Here is a 17984-nt window from a genome sequence, read left to right on the forward strand (position 1 = left end):
CTCTAGCGCCTACGAGTGGCGGTATCCAATCTCAACCACAGTGAGCCACACCTGCCGAAGGCAGCAGCTATAGAAAAATCGACCTCTCCGGTCGGAGGGTCGATTTTTTGTGTGATTTATCATTCTTCCGTGAACAATTTCTTCAAATTATCTTGATAAGGCGCGCGGATCACGCCTTTTTCAGTAATGATTGCTGTGACGTACTCATTAGGAGTGATGTCGAACGCGGGGTTGAACACCTTCACACCCTGCGGCGCAGTGCGTTTACCGAATCCTTGAGTGATTTCATCTTCATGGCGCTCTTCAATCGGAATGTCCGCTCCGGTTGGCGTGCTCAAGTCGATGGAGGACATTGGGCACGCTACGTAAAACGGGATTCCGTGCGCTTTAGCCAACACTGCAACACTGTATGTGCCGATCTTGTTGGCGACATCTCCGTTTGCGGCAACGCGGTCGGTGCCTACGATGGCCGCTTGCACCCAGCCTTTGCTCATCACGGCGCCCGACATATTGTCGCAGATCAGCGTCACGTCGACCCCGGCCTGCTGCAGCTCGAACGCGGTGAGGCGCGCGCCTTGCAGCACCGGCCGCGTCTCATCGGCATACACCTTCAGTTGTATGCCGCGCTCCTGCGCCAGGTACATCGGCGCGGTGGCCGTGCCGTAGCGGGCTGTAGCCAGCCCGCCGGCATTGCAGTGCGTGAGGACGCCCATACCGTCCTCGAACAAAGCCAGAGCGTGCTCGCCGATAAGTCGGCACGTCTGCTCATCCTCGCTCTGTATGAGCCTTGCCTCATCCAGAAGCGCCTGTTTCATCGCTTCCGGCTCGCCGCCTTCCGCAGCCAACACGACAGCGCGCTGTTTCATACGGTCCAGCGCCCAGAACAAATTCACCGCCGTCGGGCGCGACGTTGCTAAATATTCACACTGCTTGGCCACAGCATCAAGCAGCTTCTCTCGGCTGCCCGTGACATCGCGCACGCCCAGGTACACACCGAACGCCGCCGTGATTCCGATCGCCGGCGCCCCGCGTACCGCAAGCTGCTTGATAGCGTCCCATACCTGTTCGGAGGTTGTTAGCGGCAGGTACACTATACTCTCCGGCAGCAGCCGCTGATCCAGCAAATCCAACTGATTTTCTGCAGAATTCCAACGTACCGACTGCAGCCAGCTCGCCGCCGCTTGGTTATCTATATTATCCATGGTTCGGCTCTCCTTTGCCAAACAGGCGTAGATCCCGCTTGTGTATTTTATCGCGTTAATTAATCGCTTTGTCAGCCAGCTCCAACATTTCATCTATGGTTACGGCACGCCGGTGATGCTTGATCAGGGAAGTTCCAAGCTGCAGAGAAATCCGCTGTGCACGCTCCTTGGCAGATTCATCCTCGATTTGGTTGATATCGGCCACCTGCGCCAAACCATGCACACGTCTGACCATTTTGCACCCGGCATAGCCGAACGTGTCCCGCAGCACCTGCTGTATGTACCAATCTTGATACCCGTCGGTCTTGGACATGCGGTCGACGCCGTATCGGTTCCACAAAGACCGGAATTCTCCCTCGAAGCGTGTCCAAATGTCTTTCACCGTTGCAAGTAAGTAGCTGCGGTAATCTGCACGGGAGTGCACGTCCGCGCTCCAGCCTTCCTGAGCGGCGAAATTCAATAACAGGTTGGCGAACACGGCGCCAATGTCAAATCCCATCGGTCCATAAAAGGCGAACTCAGGATCTATCACTTTAGTGGAGTCTTGTTTGATAAAAATACTGCCCGTATGCAAATCACCGTGCAGCAGCGCCTGAGCGTTGGTTAGGAAGCTATTGCGCAAAATCGCAACCTCCAGATGCAGTTCCTTGTCGTTCCAAATATGCTCGACGGCATCCATAATCGCAGGGGGCACGTTGTTCGTATCCGCATTACGATAAGGGTCATCGAAGATTAAATCCTCGGTAATTTTGCACAGCTCCGGATTGATAAACTGTTTCACACTTTCCTTTTTTTCCTGCTGGTTCCTGCCCAGATCGGAGGTGTAAAACAGCGCGTTAGCCAAAAACCGCGATATATGTTCGGCGAACAGAGGGTAGCGATTGCGCTCCATCAATCCTTTTCGCATAATGACATGATCACTTAGATCCTGCATGACGGTGAGCGCCAATTCTTTCTCGAAAGCCCACACGTGGGGCACAAGGTCGGAACACAGCGACTCATGGATCATCAATGCCTCGCTTTCTATCCTTGCACGATCCAGCGTCAGCGGCCACGATTCACCTACAACTTTTGCATAAGGAAGAGCTTGTTTCAGGATGATACTCCTGCCGGTTGACGGTTCGGAGATATGAAATACGAGATTCAGATTGCCGTCCCCGATCTCACGGCTCGAGAGCTCGCTGTCAGGAGCAAACAAATTCGGAATGCTGCGGGCATACGCAATTGCCTCGGCTTCCGTTAAAGCATGGTATGATGTCATCGACAAGTCCTCCCTCACGCGTGTAAAAATATCACAACCTAGTATAGCAAACTGCGACTATTTACAACACCACGATGAGAGACAAACGATATTTTTTGTTCTATTACTATTAGAAATGACACACGGCGGGTATTATAAGAACTGGCAATGCGGCCCAGGGGCGGAAGCACAAAAAACATCCCTTTTCCAGCCAGCTCGCCGGCAAGGGATGTTAGAGATTTAGACGATGAACGAGGGACAATCATCCAAAGCTGTGCGGCCAAAATGTGGTATGATAAGGTTAACGGAATATATCCGGCTGAACGGACTGTTTTACGGATGCTTGTAAGGTTTCATTTGTTTACCGTGTTGCATCATATCAATCGTGCCCAGCACCACATGGGCGAGCCCGAAACCTGCTGCAGCGGCCCCGGCAGTCGGGTAGTTCATCCGCATCGCGGCGACCCCGGCAGCGGTTACGGCTGTGCCCAGCACGGTAGGTATCAGTCCTTCACGCATGATTGTTCCTCCTTGTCGGAAATAGGGATTACGTGGATTTAGCTTCGGATTTGAGACGGTTTTTTATGTCTGGGAACAGTTGCATGTGCCGGGCGAGGTACATTACAATGTGTGAACTCATCAACTCGTGGTTGAATGGAATGGGGGAGGAGGCCGACGATGAAAGTTGACACACAAACCATGGCGCTAAAAGAATGGGCTGTCGCAGTCGAAGCGCTGCGTACAGGCCAGCAAATCGTAATTATGCGCAAAGGCGGCATCCGGGAGGAAACAAAAGAGTTTCACATACAGAGTGAGAGCTTCTTTTTGTTTCCAACATACGAGCATCAACAGAAGCAGTGGCTGCAGCCGGCGTTCGCACACCGGATTGATGAGACTTTGCGAGGCTGGAGCCGCGAGGATACGGAGGCTGCCGTCCGCTGCTACGCGGAACTGACCGAAGATATACTCATCACGCATCAGGAGCAGCTGGCGAAGCTCAGCGGGGAACACATTTGGACGGATTCGTTTGCTGAAGAACGGTTGAAGTGGAAGCGAGCCAAGCCTTTACACCTCATGCTGCTGCGGGTATATGAGCTGGTCGAGCCGGTGCGCGTCCCGATCCTGCCATCGTATACCGGCTGCAAATCATGGATACAGCTGGAGGCAGACGGTTTGAACGACATAGCGCGTAAACCTGTGCTGGATGACGCATCCTTCCAACTGGCGGTACAACGGATACACAGCGCACTCCGCTGATCCTGCCGGGGGAAATAACGCAAAAATGTGCGAAATAACGAGCAATTTGGGACTTTATTGATTTTTGGGGGTAATATATATTATTATTATCATTGAGAATCACTGAGAATCAGTTTAGAATCATTCCTATCTAAGAATGAAAACATTCTAGACTTGAACTATATAATACTGGAGGCAATGACATGGCAAATGCACCGGAGTTCATCATAGACGGTTTAAAAGCGACTGTCGAAGGTAAAGAAATATTGAAGGGCTTAAGCCTGAAAATAAAAGGCGGCGAAGTTCACGCAATCATGGGACCAAACGGTACCGGAAAAAGTACATTGGCATCCGCGATTATGGGACATCCGAAATATGAAGTGACAGAAGGCTCCGTGACATTGAACGGTGACGACGTTTTGGACATGGCTGTCGATGAGAGAGGCCGAGCCGGACTGTTTTTGGCCATGCAGTACCCAAGCGAAATCACAGGCGTGACTAATGCCGACTTCCTCAGAAGCGCTATGAACGCACGCCGCGGAGAAGGCAATGAAATCTCGCTGATCAAATTCATTCGCCAAATGGAAGCCAAGATGAAAGAGCTCGAAATGAATCCGGAGTTCATTCACCGTTATTTGAACGAAGGCTTCTCCGGCGGTGAGAAAAAACGAAACGAAATTTTACAAATGATGCTTCTGGACCCACGTATCGTTATTTTGGACGAGATTGACTCAGGTTTGGATATCGACGCGCTGCGGATCGTAGCGACAGGCGTGAACGCAATGCGCGCGGAAGATCGCGGCTTCCTGATTATCACGCACTATCAGCGTTTGCTGAACTACATCAAGCCTGATTTTGTGCATGTGATGATGCAAGGGCGTATCGTGAAATCCGGTGGTCCGGAGCTGTCCGAGCGTCTTGAGAACGAAGGCTATGACTGGATCAAAGAAGAGCTTGGCATCGTGGACGAGACTGTTGGGGGCCAAGACGACGAATTCCAAGTTCCTATGAACACGACAGCACCAAGATACTAATGACCACCGAATTGGAGGAATAAATATGACGACTCAAGCCATTCTTCCCATCGATCGTCAAACCATCGTGGAGCTGTCGAATTCGAGACAAGAGCCTGAATGGATGACCAACCTGCGTGTTGAGGCTTTGGAGCTTGCCGGATCGTTGGAATTGCCTAAGCTGGAGAAAACAAGAATTGACCGTTGGAATCTGAGTTCTTATGGACAACATAAAGTGGAAGCTGCGCTATCCTCGCTCGAAGAGCTGCCTGAATCGGCGAAAGCACTGCTGCGCAACGAGGGACAGGGTGAGCCCGCGAACCTGTTGGTTCAAAGAAACTCAAGCGTAGTGTATCACAGTGCGTCGGATGAATTATCTAAGCAGGGCGTGATTTTCAGCAGTTTGGAGGATGCGCTTGTCAAGCATCCGAATCTTGTGAAAAGCTACTTCGCGAGTGTAGTGGCGAAAGAGGAAAACCTGCTCACGGCTCTTAATACCGCTCTCTGGAGCGGCGGCGTATTTTTATATGTGCCTAAGGACGTGCGCGTGGAAGTACCGGTACAGGCGTTGTTTTTGACCGCTAACGCAGAAGCGAGCTTCTCTCCGCATATACTGATCGTAGCCGAGCAAAATGCATCCGTTACTTACGTAGATAACTTCGCGTCACAAGGCGAGTTGGAGAACTTGGTGCAAAACGGCGTCGTAGAGATCGTAGTTAAAGCGGGTGCTACCGTCAACTTTGCGTCCGTACACAATCTGGATGCTTCTGTTACCGATTTAACTTACCGCCGCGCTATCGTTGAGAATGATGCGACCGTGAATTGGGTCATCGGCGAAATGAACTACGGCAACGTGATGTCGGACACCACCTCGATTTTGCAAGGTAACGGTTCCCACTCTGACGCCAAAGTGATTTGCGTTGGTACCGGCGAGCAGAAAATGAACGTCACCACACGTGCTGTACACGTAGGTAAAGCATCGACAAGCGAGATGATCACGCGTGCTGTAATGCGGGATGAAGCGACGGCGATCATCAACGGTATTACGAAGATTGAAAAGGGAGCCACCGGCGCGAACGGAGAACAGACGGAAAAAGTACTTATGCTCAGTCCGAAAGCTCGCGGCGACGCCAACCCAATTCTTCTGATCGATGAGGATGATGTGAAAGCCGGACATGCCGCCAGCGTGGGTCAAGTAAATCCGGAACAGATTTACTACCTGATGTCCCGCGGTATCTCGAAGGAAGAGGCGCAGCGGCTCGTTATTTATGGCTTCTTGGCACCTGTTGTCTCGGAGATTCCTATGGAGAAACTACAATCCCAACTGCAAAGCTTTGTAGAAAGGAAGCTCGGACAATGAACTCAAAAGAGATCCGCCAACTGTTCCCTATCCTGCAACAGGAAGTAAACGGCCATCCACTGGTTTATCTGGATTCGGCGGCATCCTCTCAAAAGCCGGTATCCGTTATCGAAGCGATCAAACACTACTACGAAACGGATAACGCTAACGTTCATCGCGGTGTGCATACGCTCGGGTCCCGCGCGACCGATGCGTACGAGGGGGCCCGGGAGAAAGTGGCCAAATTCATCAATGCGAAGTCCACGGAGGAGATTATTTTCACCCGCGGCACGACGTCGGCTCTGAATCTGGTCGCTGCCGGATACGCCCGCAGCGTATGCGGCGAAGGCGATGAAATCGTCATTACTGCAATGGAGCATCACAGCAATCTTATCCCATGGCAGCAGACAGCCAAAGCCACCGGTGCAACGTTGAAATATATTCCACTCCAAGAGGACGGTTCGATAAGTCTAGCGGATGCGGAACGAACCATAACTGAGCGCACCAAAGTTGTTTCCGTTACGTATGTGTCCAATGTGCTTGGCGTGGTGAATCCGATCAAGGAGATCGCGGCTATCGCCCATCGCCACGGGGCGAAGATGGTGGTGGACGGCGCTCAAAGCACGCCGCATTTGCAGGTGGATGTGCAGGATCTGGATTGCGACTTTTACGCTTTTTCCGGGCACAAAATGTGTGGTCCGACCGGCATCGGTGCGCTGTACGGTAAAAAGTCGCTGCTTCAAGAAATGGAGCCCGTGGAGTTCGGGGGCGAAATGATCGACCATGTGGATCTGTATGATTCCACGTGGAAGGACTTGCCTTGGAAGTTTGAGGGCGGCACGCCGATCATTGCGGGTGCTGTCGGTCTTGGGGCGGCCATTGATTTTCTCCAAAGTATCGGCATGGAGGAGATCGACCGTCATGAGAGACAGTTGGCCGCTTACGCAATGGACCGGATGTCGCAGATCGAGGGCTTGGAGATATACGGTCCTCGCACCGGCCGTGCAGGTCTCATTACTTTCAACCTTGGCGATGTGCATGCACATGATGTTGCGACCGTCCTGGATACCGATGGTATCGCTATCCGGGCCGGACATCACTGCTGCCAGCCGCTGATGCGTATTCTTAACGCTTCGTCTACTGCGCGCGCCAGCTTCTATTTGTATAATACAGAGGAAGAGGTCGACAAATTGGTCGCTTCCCTACAAAAAACAAAGGAGTATTTCGGCCATGCAATTGGATGATTTGTACCGCAGAGTCATTATGGATCATTATAAATCTCCCCGCAACAGGGGTACCTTTGAAGATGGAGCGGTGACGATCGACTTGAACAATCCGACCTGCGGGGATAAAATCCAGCTGCAAATGCAGGTAGAGGATGGAAAAGTGAAAGCGGCGAAGTACATCGGCGAAGGCTGCTCCATCAGTATGTCATCCGCGTCCATGATGACGGATGCCGTCAAGGGCAAGACGTTGGAAGAGGCGCTTGAGATGGCTGACAAATTTTCCGGCCTTATGAAGGGCGAACCGGTTGAATTCGAGTATGAGGATATCGAGGCCCTTTCGGGTGTGAACAAGTTTCCGGCGCGCATCAAATGTGCGACCCTTCCTTGGAACGCATTGCGCAAAGGGATAGAGCAGGCGAATAAATAACAAAATTTAAGGGAGGTAGGCTGACATGGCGAAAAAAATGCCCGAAATGGAAGCTTATAAATATGGTTTCCGCGACGAACATAAAGCGATTTTCCAAAGCGGTAAAGGTCTGAACCGTGAAATCGTTGCGGAAATTTCCAAAATGAAGAATGAGCCGCAGTGGATGTTGGACTTCCGTTTGAAGGCCTTCGAGCAGTTTGAGAAAATGCCGATGCCTCGTTGGGGCGGAAACCTAGACGATCTGGACTTCAATGACATTCAATACTACGTTAAGCCATCTGAAAAGCAAGGAAAAACCTGGGAGGAGGTTCCTACTGAAATTAAGGAAACCTTCGATAAACTGGGTATACCTGAAGCGGAGCAGAAGTTCTTGGCCGGCGTGTCCGCGCAGTACGAGTCCGAGGTTGTTTACCACAGCATGCAAAAAGACCTCGAAGAGCAAGGTGTAATTTTCACTGACACCGACACAGCGCTGCGCGAGCATCCGGAAATTTTCAAAGAGTATTTTGGTACAGTTATTCCTCCAAGCGATAACAAATTCGCTGCTCTGAACAGTGCGGTATGGTCCGGCGGTAGCTTCATCTATGTACCAAAAGGCGTGAAAGTGGAAATTCCGCTGCAAGCTTACTTCCGGATCAATTCCGAGAACATGGGACAATTTGAACGTACTTTGATTATCACGGACGAGGACAGCTTCGTACACTACGTTGAGGGCTGTACCGCTCCAATCTACAGCACTAACTCTCTGCATAGCGCGGTAGTTGAGATAGTCTGCAGAAAGAACTCCCGCGCCCGTTACACTACGATCCAAAACTGGGCTCCGAACATTTACAACCTGGTCACCAAGCGTGCGGTAGCGGAAGAAAATGCAACAATGGAGTGGGTTGACGGTAACATCGGTTCCAAGCTGACAATGAAATATCCGGCTGTTGTGCTGAAAGGCCGCGGAGCTAAGGGCAGCGTATTGTCCATCGCGGTCGCCGGTCGCGGACAGCATCAAGACGCAGGTGCGAAAATGACTCACTTGGCTCCCGATACGACATCGACAATCGTGTCCAAATCGATCAGTAAACACGGCGGCAAAGTGACTTACCGGGGCTTGGCTACTTTTGGGCGCAACTCCCAGGGATCCAAAGCCAACATCAAATGCGATACGTTGATCATGGATAAAGAGTCTACATCGGACACTATTCCTTACAACGAAATTATGAATGACAACATCACTTTGGAGCATGAAGCTACCGTATCCAAGGTGTCCGAGGATCAATTGTTCTACCTGATGAGCCGCGGACTGACGGAAGCAGAAGCGACACAGATGATCGTCATGGGCTTCATCGAGCCATTCACCAAAGAACTGCCGATGGAATATGCGGTGGAAATGAACCGTCTCATCAAATTCGAGATGGAAGGTTCTATCGGTTAATCCGCTCATCGGCTAGGCAAAAGTACGTTGGATTGATTCATAGAAATGGTAAAAAAACACGGCTTCCAGCGGGAGGCCGTGTTTTTTGTTTCCGTGTAATGCGGTGATTGCATAAACCCATATCTTGGGCCTTTTTGGGTATAGGGTGCGCGCAGTTAAGGGCTTATGAGACAAAAAGTATCAAAATATTTATGCATAAATCTCTTCAATTTTTCAATTGTGGGTTTTCAGTTAAATTGATCAACTTGTCTTTCACTTGAACCAACGGCTTACATACATCCGACGGCTGAGTCATCACGCCCGTGTGAATTAAATATGTCAGACCCTCTGCGGTCACCCGGACACAGCTTGTGGACGGAAACTCAAGCCATTTCACCTCGCGTACGTTGAGTGTTTATGCAGACATATTGCATATTAACCAGATTGGCCCTATCAAGAATATCAGTGATGATACAAATTGTAAACATGAAATTCAGAAGTGGTTCGCAATTTCGTCAAAAAAGAAAAAAGGTATGGAATTGCATCTCCACACCTTCTTGTATATGTTGTGATTCACTTCGCGATATCTGAATTTTCATGCATAAGTTCGTTTTACTTGTCATGTTCAAGAGCGCCTGTGAATGGGCTGATTACTTGGAATACACTGAGCTTTACATTCCAATGTAACGGCTGTATAAACTTTTGGCGGCGATAGGGTCATTGGTGCCTTGAACCAATAAGCGGCCGTCGGGGAATAATACCAGTGTCAATACATTATGCAAGTGCAGCTTAAGCAGAAATGGATTCAACTCTACGCGTCCGAGAGGCTCCCATTTTCGTTGCCATTCTGACAGGTCAAACGTGTGCTTGTGCACGGGCTGTATTTGCACCGAGTTGCGGCCGCACAACGATTGGATCGTGTCCTCTGCCACCTCCTGTTCCAGATAGTCATATCTATGCTGGCCGCAGGCGGGACAGTCGGCCTTACGCGCCTGACTCACGTCAATTGAGGAGTGCTGATTGTACCACAGGTCCCAGTGTACCATTTTACGGTTCAGCTGAGCCTGAGCACCCACCAGCAGTTTGAATGCCTCCGTCGCTTGGTGCGAGGCGACGGTGTGTATGATCGGCCCGATCACGCCGGCCGTATCGCAGGTCTCCGTCGTTCCTTGAGCCGGCGCCTGCCCAAATAGGCAGCGCAAGCAGGGCGTTGCACCGGGAACGACCGTCATGGACACGCCGCGCGAACTCACGGCGCCGCCGTAAATCCACGGGATGCCGTGCTTTAGGCTTACGTCATTGATCAGGAAGCGCACGCTGAAATTGTCCGTGCCATCCAAAATAAGCTGTACGTCGGAGAGCAGCTCCTCGGCGTTGGTAGGATTGAGATCCGACACAACCGGCTCTAATGTGACCAGCGAGTTGGCCTTCTTGAGCCGCTTGGCGGCTGCTATCGCCTTTGGCTCTGAAGCCGACGCGTCTGCTTCGTCATACAGCATTTGCCGCTGAAGATTGCTGGCCTCGACGAAGTCACGGTCGATTAAGCGGACGAAGCCGACGCCGGCGCGAACCATGTGGTTGGCCAACACGGTGCCGAGAGCACCCATGCCGACGATGGCGACACGGGCTTCGGTGAGCTTTGCCTGGCCCGCCACTCCGATAGGGGCAAACAGGATTTGCCGCGAGTAGCGATCGGATGGGGAGAAGCTTGAACTCGTTGGTGCAGCATTTTGCTCTATTTCGGCTATGCCGGAATCAGCCGTTGAATTCATTTGCTCGCTCGGCGAGACTGCGGCCTCAGTCGACTGGCGATTGTGGTCGCTTGACGACGCGCCCGCCCCAGCCCACTCGTTATTGTGTTGTGTTGGGTGCATGTTGCATTTCATCTCCTATGCTTCGAGGCTCCACTTTAGTTTACATTGCATCCGGTTGTGCGGGATCAAGGAGTGGGTTCCAGGGCCCTTGCTGATGACCCTTCCATGTGGAGCCGTCCTCCCACACTTCTTTTTTCCAAATTGGCACGATCTGCTTCAGCCGTTCGATAGCGTATCTGCTGGCTTCATAAGCCGCATCCCGATGGGGCGCGGAGACGGCGATGACTACGCTGATCTCCCCGATATCCACCTGTCCCAGCCGGTGTGTTATGGCGCATAGAGTACCATCCCAACGTGCATGGATCTCTTCACTGATTTGCCGCATCATCTTGATCGCCATCGGCTCGTACGCTTCATATTCCAGCAGAACGGTACGTTGGCCATGCGTCCACTCACGTGTCGTTCCGATGAAAGACAGCGCCGCGCCGTGGTTCGGGTGGATCACCTTTGCGGTGACGGCTTCGACCGAGATCGGTGCGTGGGTAATAACCGCCATCTCCACCGTATCCGCCAGCTCAGCCATGTCCGGCTGGCCTCCTGACACCGGTGGGATAATAGCGACCTCATCGCCGGGCTGGATGACAGAATCATCGTCCGCGTAGCTTTGATTTATGGCGACAAAAGCCTGCTCCAACGCAGACGCTGCCTGCGGATACTGTCGAGAGAGCTGCTGCTTGAGCAGCCGAGGGGTTAAAGCTGTCGATGCTTCCCATTCAATTTGAACTATAGCACCGCCGAATTGTTCAGCCAGTCCGGCGAAAACATGAATATCCAGTTTCATTGCATTCACTCCATAAGTTGAGCTCCGCCTTGCTGAGCTCATGCTCTTTTTCCATACAGCATACCATACTTCGGCGGGTTAATGTTATAATAGACGTTGCTTTACTTGCTAGCGGCACAATGAACACGGGGAGGTATCACGATGGAAATCAAATTATATGATGAACAGAACGGCAAGCAGGAGATATCGGTGGAGGAGCTAACCAAGCTGGCCCCGCTGCACGTTGATTTAGATGAGCGTGTGCCTGGCGCCGAAGGCAAGGCGTTTGACTTAAAAGCGTGGTACAGGGCTTGGCGCAATGAGCGCGGCGTGCCATCCGCAGCAGTAGAGCCTACCCATATGACCGTCGAGGCTGCTGATGAATTCCGGGCGACGATTCCGTGGAACCAGCTGGATCAAGCTGTTTTTTTATATGAGCAGAATGGCAGCTCTCTAGAGAAAGGTTACCCGATCCGGTTGTACGTTCCGGACGGCAGCAGTGAATGTCTCAATGTGAAAAGTGTGATACATATTCATTTCGGATATCATGAGGTACCGGAGAAGGCAGCATACGGGTTCAAAAACCAAGTATCTGTGGAAGAATTAAAACTACGCAAGCTGTAAATATAATACTCCCGAATATGATACAAGGAGGGTGGCCCTGAATGACGTCACCGGCGCTGATGCTGCGAATTCTTCACACAAATGACTTGCACAGCCATTTTGAGCAGATGCCGTCTATTGCAGCCGCCTTTCGGGAACTGCGTCGTTCAGCCGGTGACACGAATACTCTCACCTTGGATATTGGAGATCATCTGGACCGGATGCACGCAGCCACGGAAGGAACTGAAGGTACCGCAAATATAGCGGTGATGAACGAAACCGGATATGATGCGGTAACGATCGGTAACAATGAGGGGCTAACGTTCACACCCGCGGCACTGGCAGCTTTGTATGGTGAGAAGTCGATATTTAAGGTGTTGTGCAGCAACCTGCTGAATACGGAAACCGGCAGAATTCCGGGATGGGCGGTGCCGTCTCACGTTGTGGAAAAGGGCGGCATTCGTGTGGGACTGATCGGCGTTACCGCATACTTCACCGAGTTCTATCGGCTGCTCGGATGGGACATTCTGGAGCCGCACACGGTGGCTGCGCGGTTGGTCGGTGAACTGCGCCCGCACGTGGACCTGATTGTGGTACTGTCCCATCTCGGTCTGCGCAATGATGAACGCATGGCGCAGGAAATCCAGGGCATTGATCTCATCCTGGGCGGACACACCCATCATTTGCTTGAGACGCCGCTGCGCATCGGCAGCACCATGGTTTGTGCGGCCGGAAAGCACGGGCAACACTTCGGGGTAGTGGATATCGAGTTTGACCGCGAAACGCGCAAACCTGTCTCGATGGAGGGGTATGTCCGTTCCACGGCAGATTTTGCCCCTGATGCACAGGTCTCACGCGACATTGAGCAGTTTGAGCGGGATGCGGGCAAGGTGCTGGCCAGGGAGGTTGCACGGCTGGACTATCCGTTATTCTCCGACTGGTACGCGGAAGCGCCCCTGGGCAATTTGCTTGCCACAGGCCTCCGCAAACGGGTGGGAGCCGACATTGGCTTGGTCAACGCCGGGCAATGCTTGGAAGGTCTGCAAGCGGGGCCGGTCACTGCCGGGCGGCTGTTGGAGATATGTCCATCTCCGATCAACCCGTGCCGCATGCTGCTCACAGGGGCGCGGCTAAGACAGGCGCTGGAAGAGTCGCTCCTGCCGGAGTTCATGGAAAAGCCCCTGTTTGGCTTTGGTTTTCGCGGCAAGGTGCTTGGCATGCTGAACGTCGACGGCCTGCGGATACAATATGATGCGGCTGCGCCGGATTATGCGAAAATACGTGAAATCCGGGTTGGTGACGAAGTGCTGCAGGAGGAAAAAGAGTACGTAGTCGCCACGATAGACATGTTTACGTTTGGCATCGGCTATCACTCCCTGTCGGAGGGCACTGAAGTTACATATTACCTGCCGGAATTTCTGCGGGATGTATTAAAAATGGAATTGCGGGATGCGCAAGCTGTGCGCGAATGTACTGTACCGCGCTGGCATCGCGTCAAATTGCAAAACGGACTGTGAAGCCTAGCGCTCGGACAGTCCGTTTTTATTTAAAACACAAAATAGAGGGCGAACAAAGCAGCAACTGCAAAGCGGTAGTAAGCGAAAATTGAGAGACTCATTTTCTGCACAAGTTTAATAAAAGTGACAACTGCCAGCAGCGCGACAACGAACGCCACCGCAAACCCGACCGCAAAATGTCCTATTACCTCCGTCGTGAACATCTCATACGATTTCAACAGTGATAGCCCCGACGCGGCAAACATCAGCGGCACAGCCATAATGAAGGTAAAATCCGCGGAAGCGGCACGGCTGACGCCGGTCAGCATGCCGCCGGCGATGGTGGCTCCGGAACGGGAGAAGCCTGGCCATATGACGGACAAAATTTGATAAAGGCCGATATAAAAAGCTTGGCGGTAGCTGATCTCGTCGAGTTCCTTCGCCGTGATCGGGGTGGTGGATTTTTCAGCGATGATGAGCACAATGCCGCCGATGACGAGGCTGAGCAGTACGGTTTTGGGATTAAACAGATACCTGTCGATGAAATCGTTCAACAGAAGGCCGACTACGCCCGCCGGCAAAATACCGATACATATATGAATTAGATTAAGCTGCCTCTGGCCGACGCGGTTCGGGTCTTTGTGCAAACCGAACAGGCGGAGCAGCCTTTTCCAATACAATACCACTATCGCCATAATCGCTCCCAACTGAATGACGACTAAAAAAACCTTCAGCATAGCGTCTTCCTCGGGAATACCTAGCAGCGCTTGCGTGAGTATCATATGACCTGTCGAGGACACGGGCAAAAATTCGGTCAAACCTTCCACGACACCGATGATAACAGCAGCGATGTAATCCAACATAACGGCCTCCTAACGCAGCACCTTCGCCTGGGGCGAGCATATCTACCGCGGCGCCGGCACAGCCGGTTTGTCCCATACTTATGCGAGTTGGAGCTGAATTATGAATGAGTGCCATGCCGGTGCTGCACAGTATCAGGCGTCGTTTTTTCGCATGGGAGCGTGACTTTCTTTCCTTTTCATTTTTATGCGTCATAGGCTACAATAGGTGGTAAAAATACTTCATGAGTCAGGTGTGAAAGTTCATATGATAGATAAAGTAAACCCGGTGGTAGCACCGATAACCCCCCACAACGACCCCTGGGACCCGATCCGCTCGCTGCGAAGGCACGGCAAGCACGTACTGACCAGTGTTGAGCTGACTGTGACCAATTTGTGCAACATGCGCTGTGAGCACTGTGCGGTCGGCGAATCGTTAACTATGACAGAAGGCCCCCGGATTCCGGTTGCAGACGTACTGCGCCGTCTGGATGAGGTGGAGCATCTCGAAACGATCAGTATCACCGGCGGAGAGCCGAGCTTACATGCCGGTACGGTCAGGGATTACATAATACCGGTGCTGAAATATGCTAGAAGCCGCGGCGTTAGATCTCAGATTAATTCTAATCTCACGCTGGATCTCGACCGATATGAAATGTTGGCTCCGTATCTGGATGTCATGCATATTTCATTCAACTACACGTCCGCGGAGGATTTGCACGCGGTAGGCTTTGTTCGTGCTAACCATACTGCGGGATATCATGCGGCTGCCACATTGTATGAACGCATGGTCAAGAACACGGAGGCGCTTAGCCGCGGGGGAATGTTCGTGTCGGCTGAGTCGATGGTCAATTATCGCACTCATGAGAAGCTGGCCGATATCCACCGGTTGATTGCCCAGATGGGCTGTCAGCGCCACGAGGTGCACCCCATGTATCCGAGTTCGTTTGCTTCAGGCTTGCCTATGCTGACGGTGGAACAGTTCCGGACAGCCATTGATAAGCTGTTGGACGCACGGGACCCGGACCTCTGGATGCTGTTCGGTACACTACCATTCTACTCGTGCAGCTCGGTGGAAGAGGATCAGCGTATACTCAAGCGGCTTCGCACGGCTCCTAATGTGACGGTACGGAATGATCCGGATGGCCGCAATCGGCTTAACGTGAATTTGTTCACAGGAGATGTGTTTGTGACCGATTTCTCAGATGTTCCGGCATTGGGCAACATGCATCGGGACACGCTGGAGCAGGTGTTCGAACGATGGAAGCAGCATCCTCTGCAAAAGTCGGTGGACTGTTATTGTCCGGCGGCTCAATGCTGCGGACCAAATCTTTTGGTCGTGGACTCATACTACAAAGAAGTCGATTTTACCTCGTGCAAAGCGGTTGTGTAGCCACAAATGCAATGATGTTAGGCTCTCCGAGAATGACGGGGCGGTGAAACTCCACTGCTTCGTTGCAGGGAAAGGCGAGTGGGTGAACTGGCGGAGCAGCCACAAAAAAAAGAGGGGAGGACTGCCATTTCATGTCGCTCAGGACGGTTGTGTTTTGCGCGGTCGGCGTTCTGTTCATGTACGCGATGTTCACCACTGGGGCCCCGTTTTTGCTCGCCTTGGTGATCGCCATCTTTCTTGAACATCCGATACAGTGGTTAATGCAAGTCGGGCGTATGAGCCGACCGTTGGCGGCAACAGTAATTTGCACACTTTTCACAGCTGCCATGCTGGGGTTCTGTTACTTAATCGGTTTTAAAATTTTCTCGGAACTCATTCAATTTTGGAATAACGCACCTAATTATCTCAATGAATCGCAGCGCTTTTTTGAAAGCACGTCGGAGCGGACTCAAATTTTCTACAGCACGCTGCCATCCGGCATGTCACAGCAGCTGCAAGGTTTGGTGGAAACCGGCTACAGCACATTGTCAGAAAATATTAAGGGAATTGTCGCGGCGGTATCGACTTACTTTCTGGGCATAGCGAAACTGATCCCGAATTTACTGGTATTTTTTGTGGTTTTTGTGGTCGGTTTGTATTTGATCTCTCTCAGCCTTCCCGCACTGCATAACTCTTTTCTCAACTTGTTCGAAAACAAATCGCAATCCAAGATGATCAGCGTGCTGAATGATCTGCGCCGAGCTTTGCTCGGATTTTTGTTCGCTCAGGTTCTTCTCAGCTTTCTCACCTATGTAGTCACTTTAATCGGGCTGTTGCTGCTGCGCATCGATTATCCGCTCGCGATCGCGCTGCTGATAGTGATTGTCGACGTATTGCCTGTTCTGGGAACCAGTGCGGTACTCATCCCCTGGGCATTATATTGTATGCTGTCGGGAAACATGTTCCTTGGCATTGGGCTGCTGATTCTGCTGGTGGTGATAATGCTGTTCCGCCGTTTGGTGGAGCCCAAAATTATCGGCAACGCAGTAGGCATTAATGCCCTGGCCGCTCTGATAAGTATGTACATAGGCTTCGAATGGATCGGGGTCATAGGTCTCTTCTTGGGTCCGGTGCTGATCATCGTGTATCAAGCTCTGCGCCGTGTAGGACTTCTTCAAATAAATATCAAGCTGGACTGAGGGTGAGCGCGCGAGCTTACCCTCTTTTGTCGTGGCATCATCGCACAACCGCCTGCAGCCGCTGCCATGCACAAAGCTGCGCCACGTTTCTTTGGCCGCTCGGACTTATGCCGCGGAGTTGCATCCACAATCGTCTAATCTTCACGCCTTTCGCAGGTTCATTAAACTACAAATTTCACCACGTTGTCCGCTCATATTGGACGAGACGACACGATATACATAGTGGTAGTGTTTCACTCACAAGAAGGAGGTGCCAACATGTCCAAACCGTCCAATGAAAAAGTATGGTTTCCTTACATCAGCCCTTTCGATCCCTGCCCGCCGATGACTGTCAAAAAGTTCATCACGCCGCCCAATCTCTACATTCAATTTCAACCGGCCAACCTGCCCCAATTTCCGCCACATGAAGCTTTGAAGTTAGGAACTCTGTGGCCTGCCTTGTACAGCCCATATGAACGGCAGCCCTAGCCCGAGAGAGGAGTGAGTTTGCGTGGAGAGAAAGATGCCTGAGCGTTATTACGCTTTGCTCCAGGAGCTGCAAACGGTCGAGTTCGTCTGTGTCGAACTGAATCTGTATCTCGACACACATCCGCACGATGTGCAAGCCATAGAGCAATACAACCAATTCGCACACAAATTGAAGGAGCTTAAGCATCGATTTGAGCTCGAGTTCGGGCCGCTGAAACACTTCGGACACAGCTATTCCCGCGCGCCATGGCAGTGGGTCGAAACTCCTTGGCCTTGGCAGGTCTGATC

At 51.9% G+C, this 17984-nt stretch carries 18 protein-coding genes; 12 read left to right on the forward strand and 6 right to left on the reverse strand.

What is annotated here, in order from left to right:
- Positions 1–119 precede the first annotated feature (119 nt).
- The 3 genes from mtnA to CBW46_RS08795 all read right to left on the reverse strand — a co-directional run bounded on the left by mtnA (position 120) and on the right by CBW46_RS08795 (position 2961).
- Complete coding sequence (gene mtnA, locus CBW46_RS08785) at positions 120–1202, reverse strand: S-methyl-5-thioribose-1-phosphate isomerase (RefSeq protein ID WP_089199629.1); 1083 nt, start codon at positions 1200–1202, stop codon at positions 120–122.
- A gap of 55 nt (positions 1203–1257) precedes the next feature.
- The gene (gene mtnK / locus CBW46_RS08790; RefSeq protein ID WP_089199630.1) at positions 1258–2463 is read right to left on the reverse strand and encodes an S-methyl-5-thioribose kinase; all 1206 of its coding nucleotides are present in this window, start codon (positions 2461–2463) and stop codon (positions 1258–1260) included.
- Between the two features lie 312 nt (positions 2464–2775).
- On the reverse strand, positions 2776–2961 hold the full coding sequence (locus tag CBW46_RS08795; RefSeq protein ID WP_089199631.1) for an asparagine synthase: 186 nt from the start codon (positions 2959–2961) through the stop codon (positions 2776–2778).
- 159 nt (positions 2962–3120) lie between these two features.
- Between CBW46_RS08795 and CBW46_RS08800 the strand changes: the two genes are divergently transcribed.
- The 6 genes from CBW46_RS08800 to sufB all read left to right on the forward strand — a co-directional run bounded on the left by CBW46_RS08800 (position 3121) and on the right by sufB (position 9106).
- On the forward strand, positions 3121–3699 hold the full coding sequence (locus CBW46_RS08800; RefSeq protein WP_089199632.1) for a DUF1802 family protein: 579 nt from the start codon (positions 3121–3123) through the stop codon (positions 3697–3699).
- Positions 3700–3881: 182 nt separating this feature from the next.
- Positions 3882–4712 carry a Fe-S cluster assembly ATPase SufC gene (gene sufC, locus CBW46_RS08805; RefSeq protein ID WP_089199633.1) on the forward strand — a complete coding sequence of 277 codons (831 nt, stop codon included), beginning with the start codon at positions 3882–3884 and terminating at the stop codon, positions 4710–4712.
- 25 nt (positions 4713–4737) lie between these two features.
- A complete protein-coding gene (gene sufD, locus CBW46_RS08810; RefSeq protein WP_089199634.1) occupies positions 4738–6051 on the forward strand; it encodes a Fe-S cluster assembly protein SufD in 1314 nt (437 codons plus the stop codon).
- Positions 6048–7274 (forward strand): cysteine desulfurase, encoded by a 1227-nt coding sequence (locus CBW46_RS08815; protein ID WP_089199635.1) that lies wholly within the window; start codon positions 6048–6050, stop codon positions 7272–7274. Before sufD ends, CBW46_RS08815 begins: the two co-directional genes overlap by 4 nt.
- Complete coding sequence (gene sufU / locus CBW46_RS08820) at positions 7261–7683, forward strand: Fe-S cluster assembly sulfur transfer protein SufU (RefSeq protein WP_089199636.1); 423 nt, start codon at positions 7261–7263, stop codon at positions 7681–7683. Before CBW46_RS08815 ends, sufU begins: the two co-directional genes overlap by 14 nt.
- Before the next feature lie 25 nt (positions 7684–7708).
- Positions 7709–9106: a Fe-S cluster assembly protein SufB gene (sufB, locus tag CBW46_RS08825; protein WP_089199637.1), complete on the forward strand. Its 1398-nt coding sequence runs from the start codon at positions 7709–7711 to the stop codon at positions 9104–9106.
- A gap of 650 nt (positions 9107–9756) precedes the next feature.
- Here the strand turns inward: sufB and CBW46_RS08830 are convergent.
- Positions 9757–10959 carry a ThiF family adenylyltransferase gene (locus tag CBW46_RS08830; RefSeq protein ID WP_243633230.1) on the reverse strand — a complete coding sequence of 401 codons (1203 nt, stop codon included), beginning with the start codon at positions 10957–10959 and terminating at the stop codon, positions 9757–9759.
- Between the two features lie 40 nt (positions 10960–10999).
- Positions 11000–11740 carry a molybdenum cofactor biosynthesis protein gene (locus CBW46_RS22045; RefSeq protein ID WP_089199638.1) on the reverse strand — a complete coding sequence of 247 codons (741 nt, stop codon included), beginning with the start codon at positions 11738–11740 and terminating at the stop codon, positions 11000–11002.
- A 141-nt stretch (positions 11741–11881) separates the two neighbouring features.
- On the opposite strand from CBW46_RS22045, the gene CBW46_RS08840 reads away from it, so the two are divergent.
- Positions 11882–12343, forward strand: a complete 462-nt coding sequence (locus tag CBW46_RS08840; RefSeq protein WP_089199639.1) for a molybdopterin-binding protein — start codon at positions 11882–11884, stop codon at positions 12341–12343.
- Between the two features lie 41 nt (positions 12344–12384).
- Positions 12385–13839, forward strand: a complete 1455-nt coding sequence (locus CBW46_RS08845) for a bifunctional metallophosphatase/5'-nucleotidase (RefSeq protein ID WP_089199640.1) — start codon at positions 12385–12387, stop codon at positions 13837–13839.
- A 29-nt stretch (positions 13840–13868) separates the two neighbouring features.
- On the opposite strand, the gene CBW46_RS08850 is transcribed toward CBW46_RS08845, so the two are convergent.
- Positions 13869–14681 carry an undecaprenyl-diphosphate phosphatase gene (locus CBW46_RS08850; protein ID WP_089199641.1) on the reverse strand — a complete coding sequence of 271 codons (813 nt, stop codon included), beginning with the start codon at positions 14679–14681 and terminating at the stop codon, positions 13869–13871.
- Between the two features lie 244 nt (positions 14682–14925).
- On the opposite strand from CBW46_RS08850, the gene yfkAB reads away from it, so the two are divergent.
- From yfkAB to CBW46_RS08870, 4 genes are all read left to right on the forward strand, one after another.
- Complete coding sequence (gene yfkAB / locus CBW46_RS08855) at positions 14926–16050, forward strand: radical SAM/CxCxxxxC motif protein YfkAB (protein WP_089199642.1); 1125 nt, start codon at positions 14926–14928, stop codon at positions 16048–16050.
- Between the two features lie 131 nt (positions 16051–16181).
- Positions 16182–17228, forward strand: a complete 1047-nt coding sequence (ytvI, locus tag CBW46_RS08860; RefSeq protein ID WP_089199643.1) for a sporulation integral membrane protein YtvI — start codon at positions 16182–16184, stop codon at positions 17226–17228.
- 258 nt (positions 17229–17486) lie between these two features.
- Entirely contained in the window at positions 17487–17696 is a 210-nt protein-coding gene (locus tag CBW46_RS08865) for a spore coat associated protein CotJA (RefSeq protein WP_089199644.1), read from the forward strand.
- A 34-nt stretch (positions 17697–17730) separates the two neighbouring features.
- Positions 17731–17982, forward strand: coding sequence for a spore coat protein CotJB (locus tag CBW46_RS08870; RefSeq protein ID WP_133253954.1), 252 nt, complete (start codon positions 17731–17733; stop codon positions 17980–17982).
- Positions 17983–17984 lie beyond the last annotated feature (2 nt).

It is taken from the genome of Paenibacillus xerothermodurans (assembly GCF_002220865.2).
GTDB classification, from domain to species: domain Bacteria; phylum Bacillota; class Bacilli; order Paenibacillales; family NBRC-103111; genus Paenibacillus_S; species Paenibacillus_S xerothermodurans.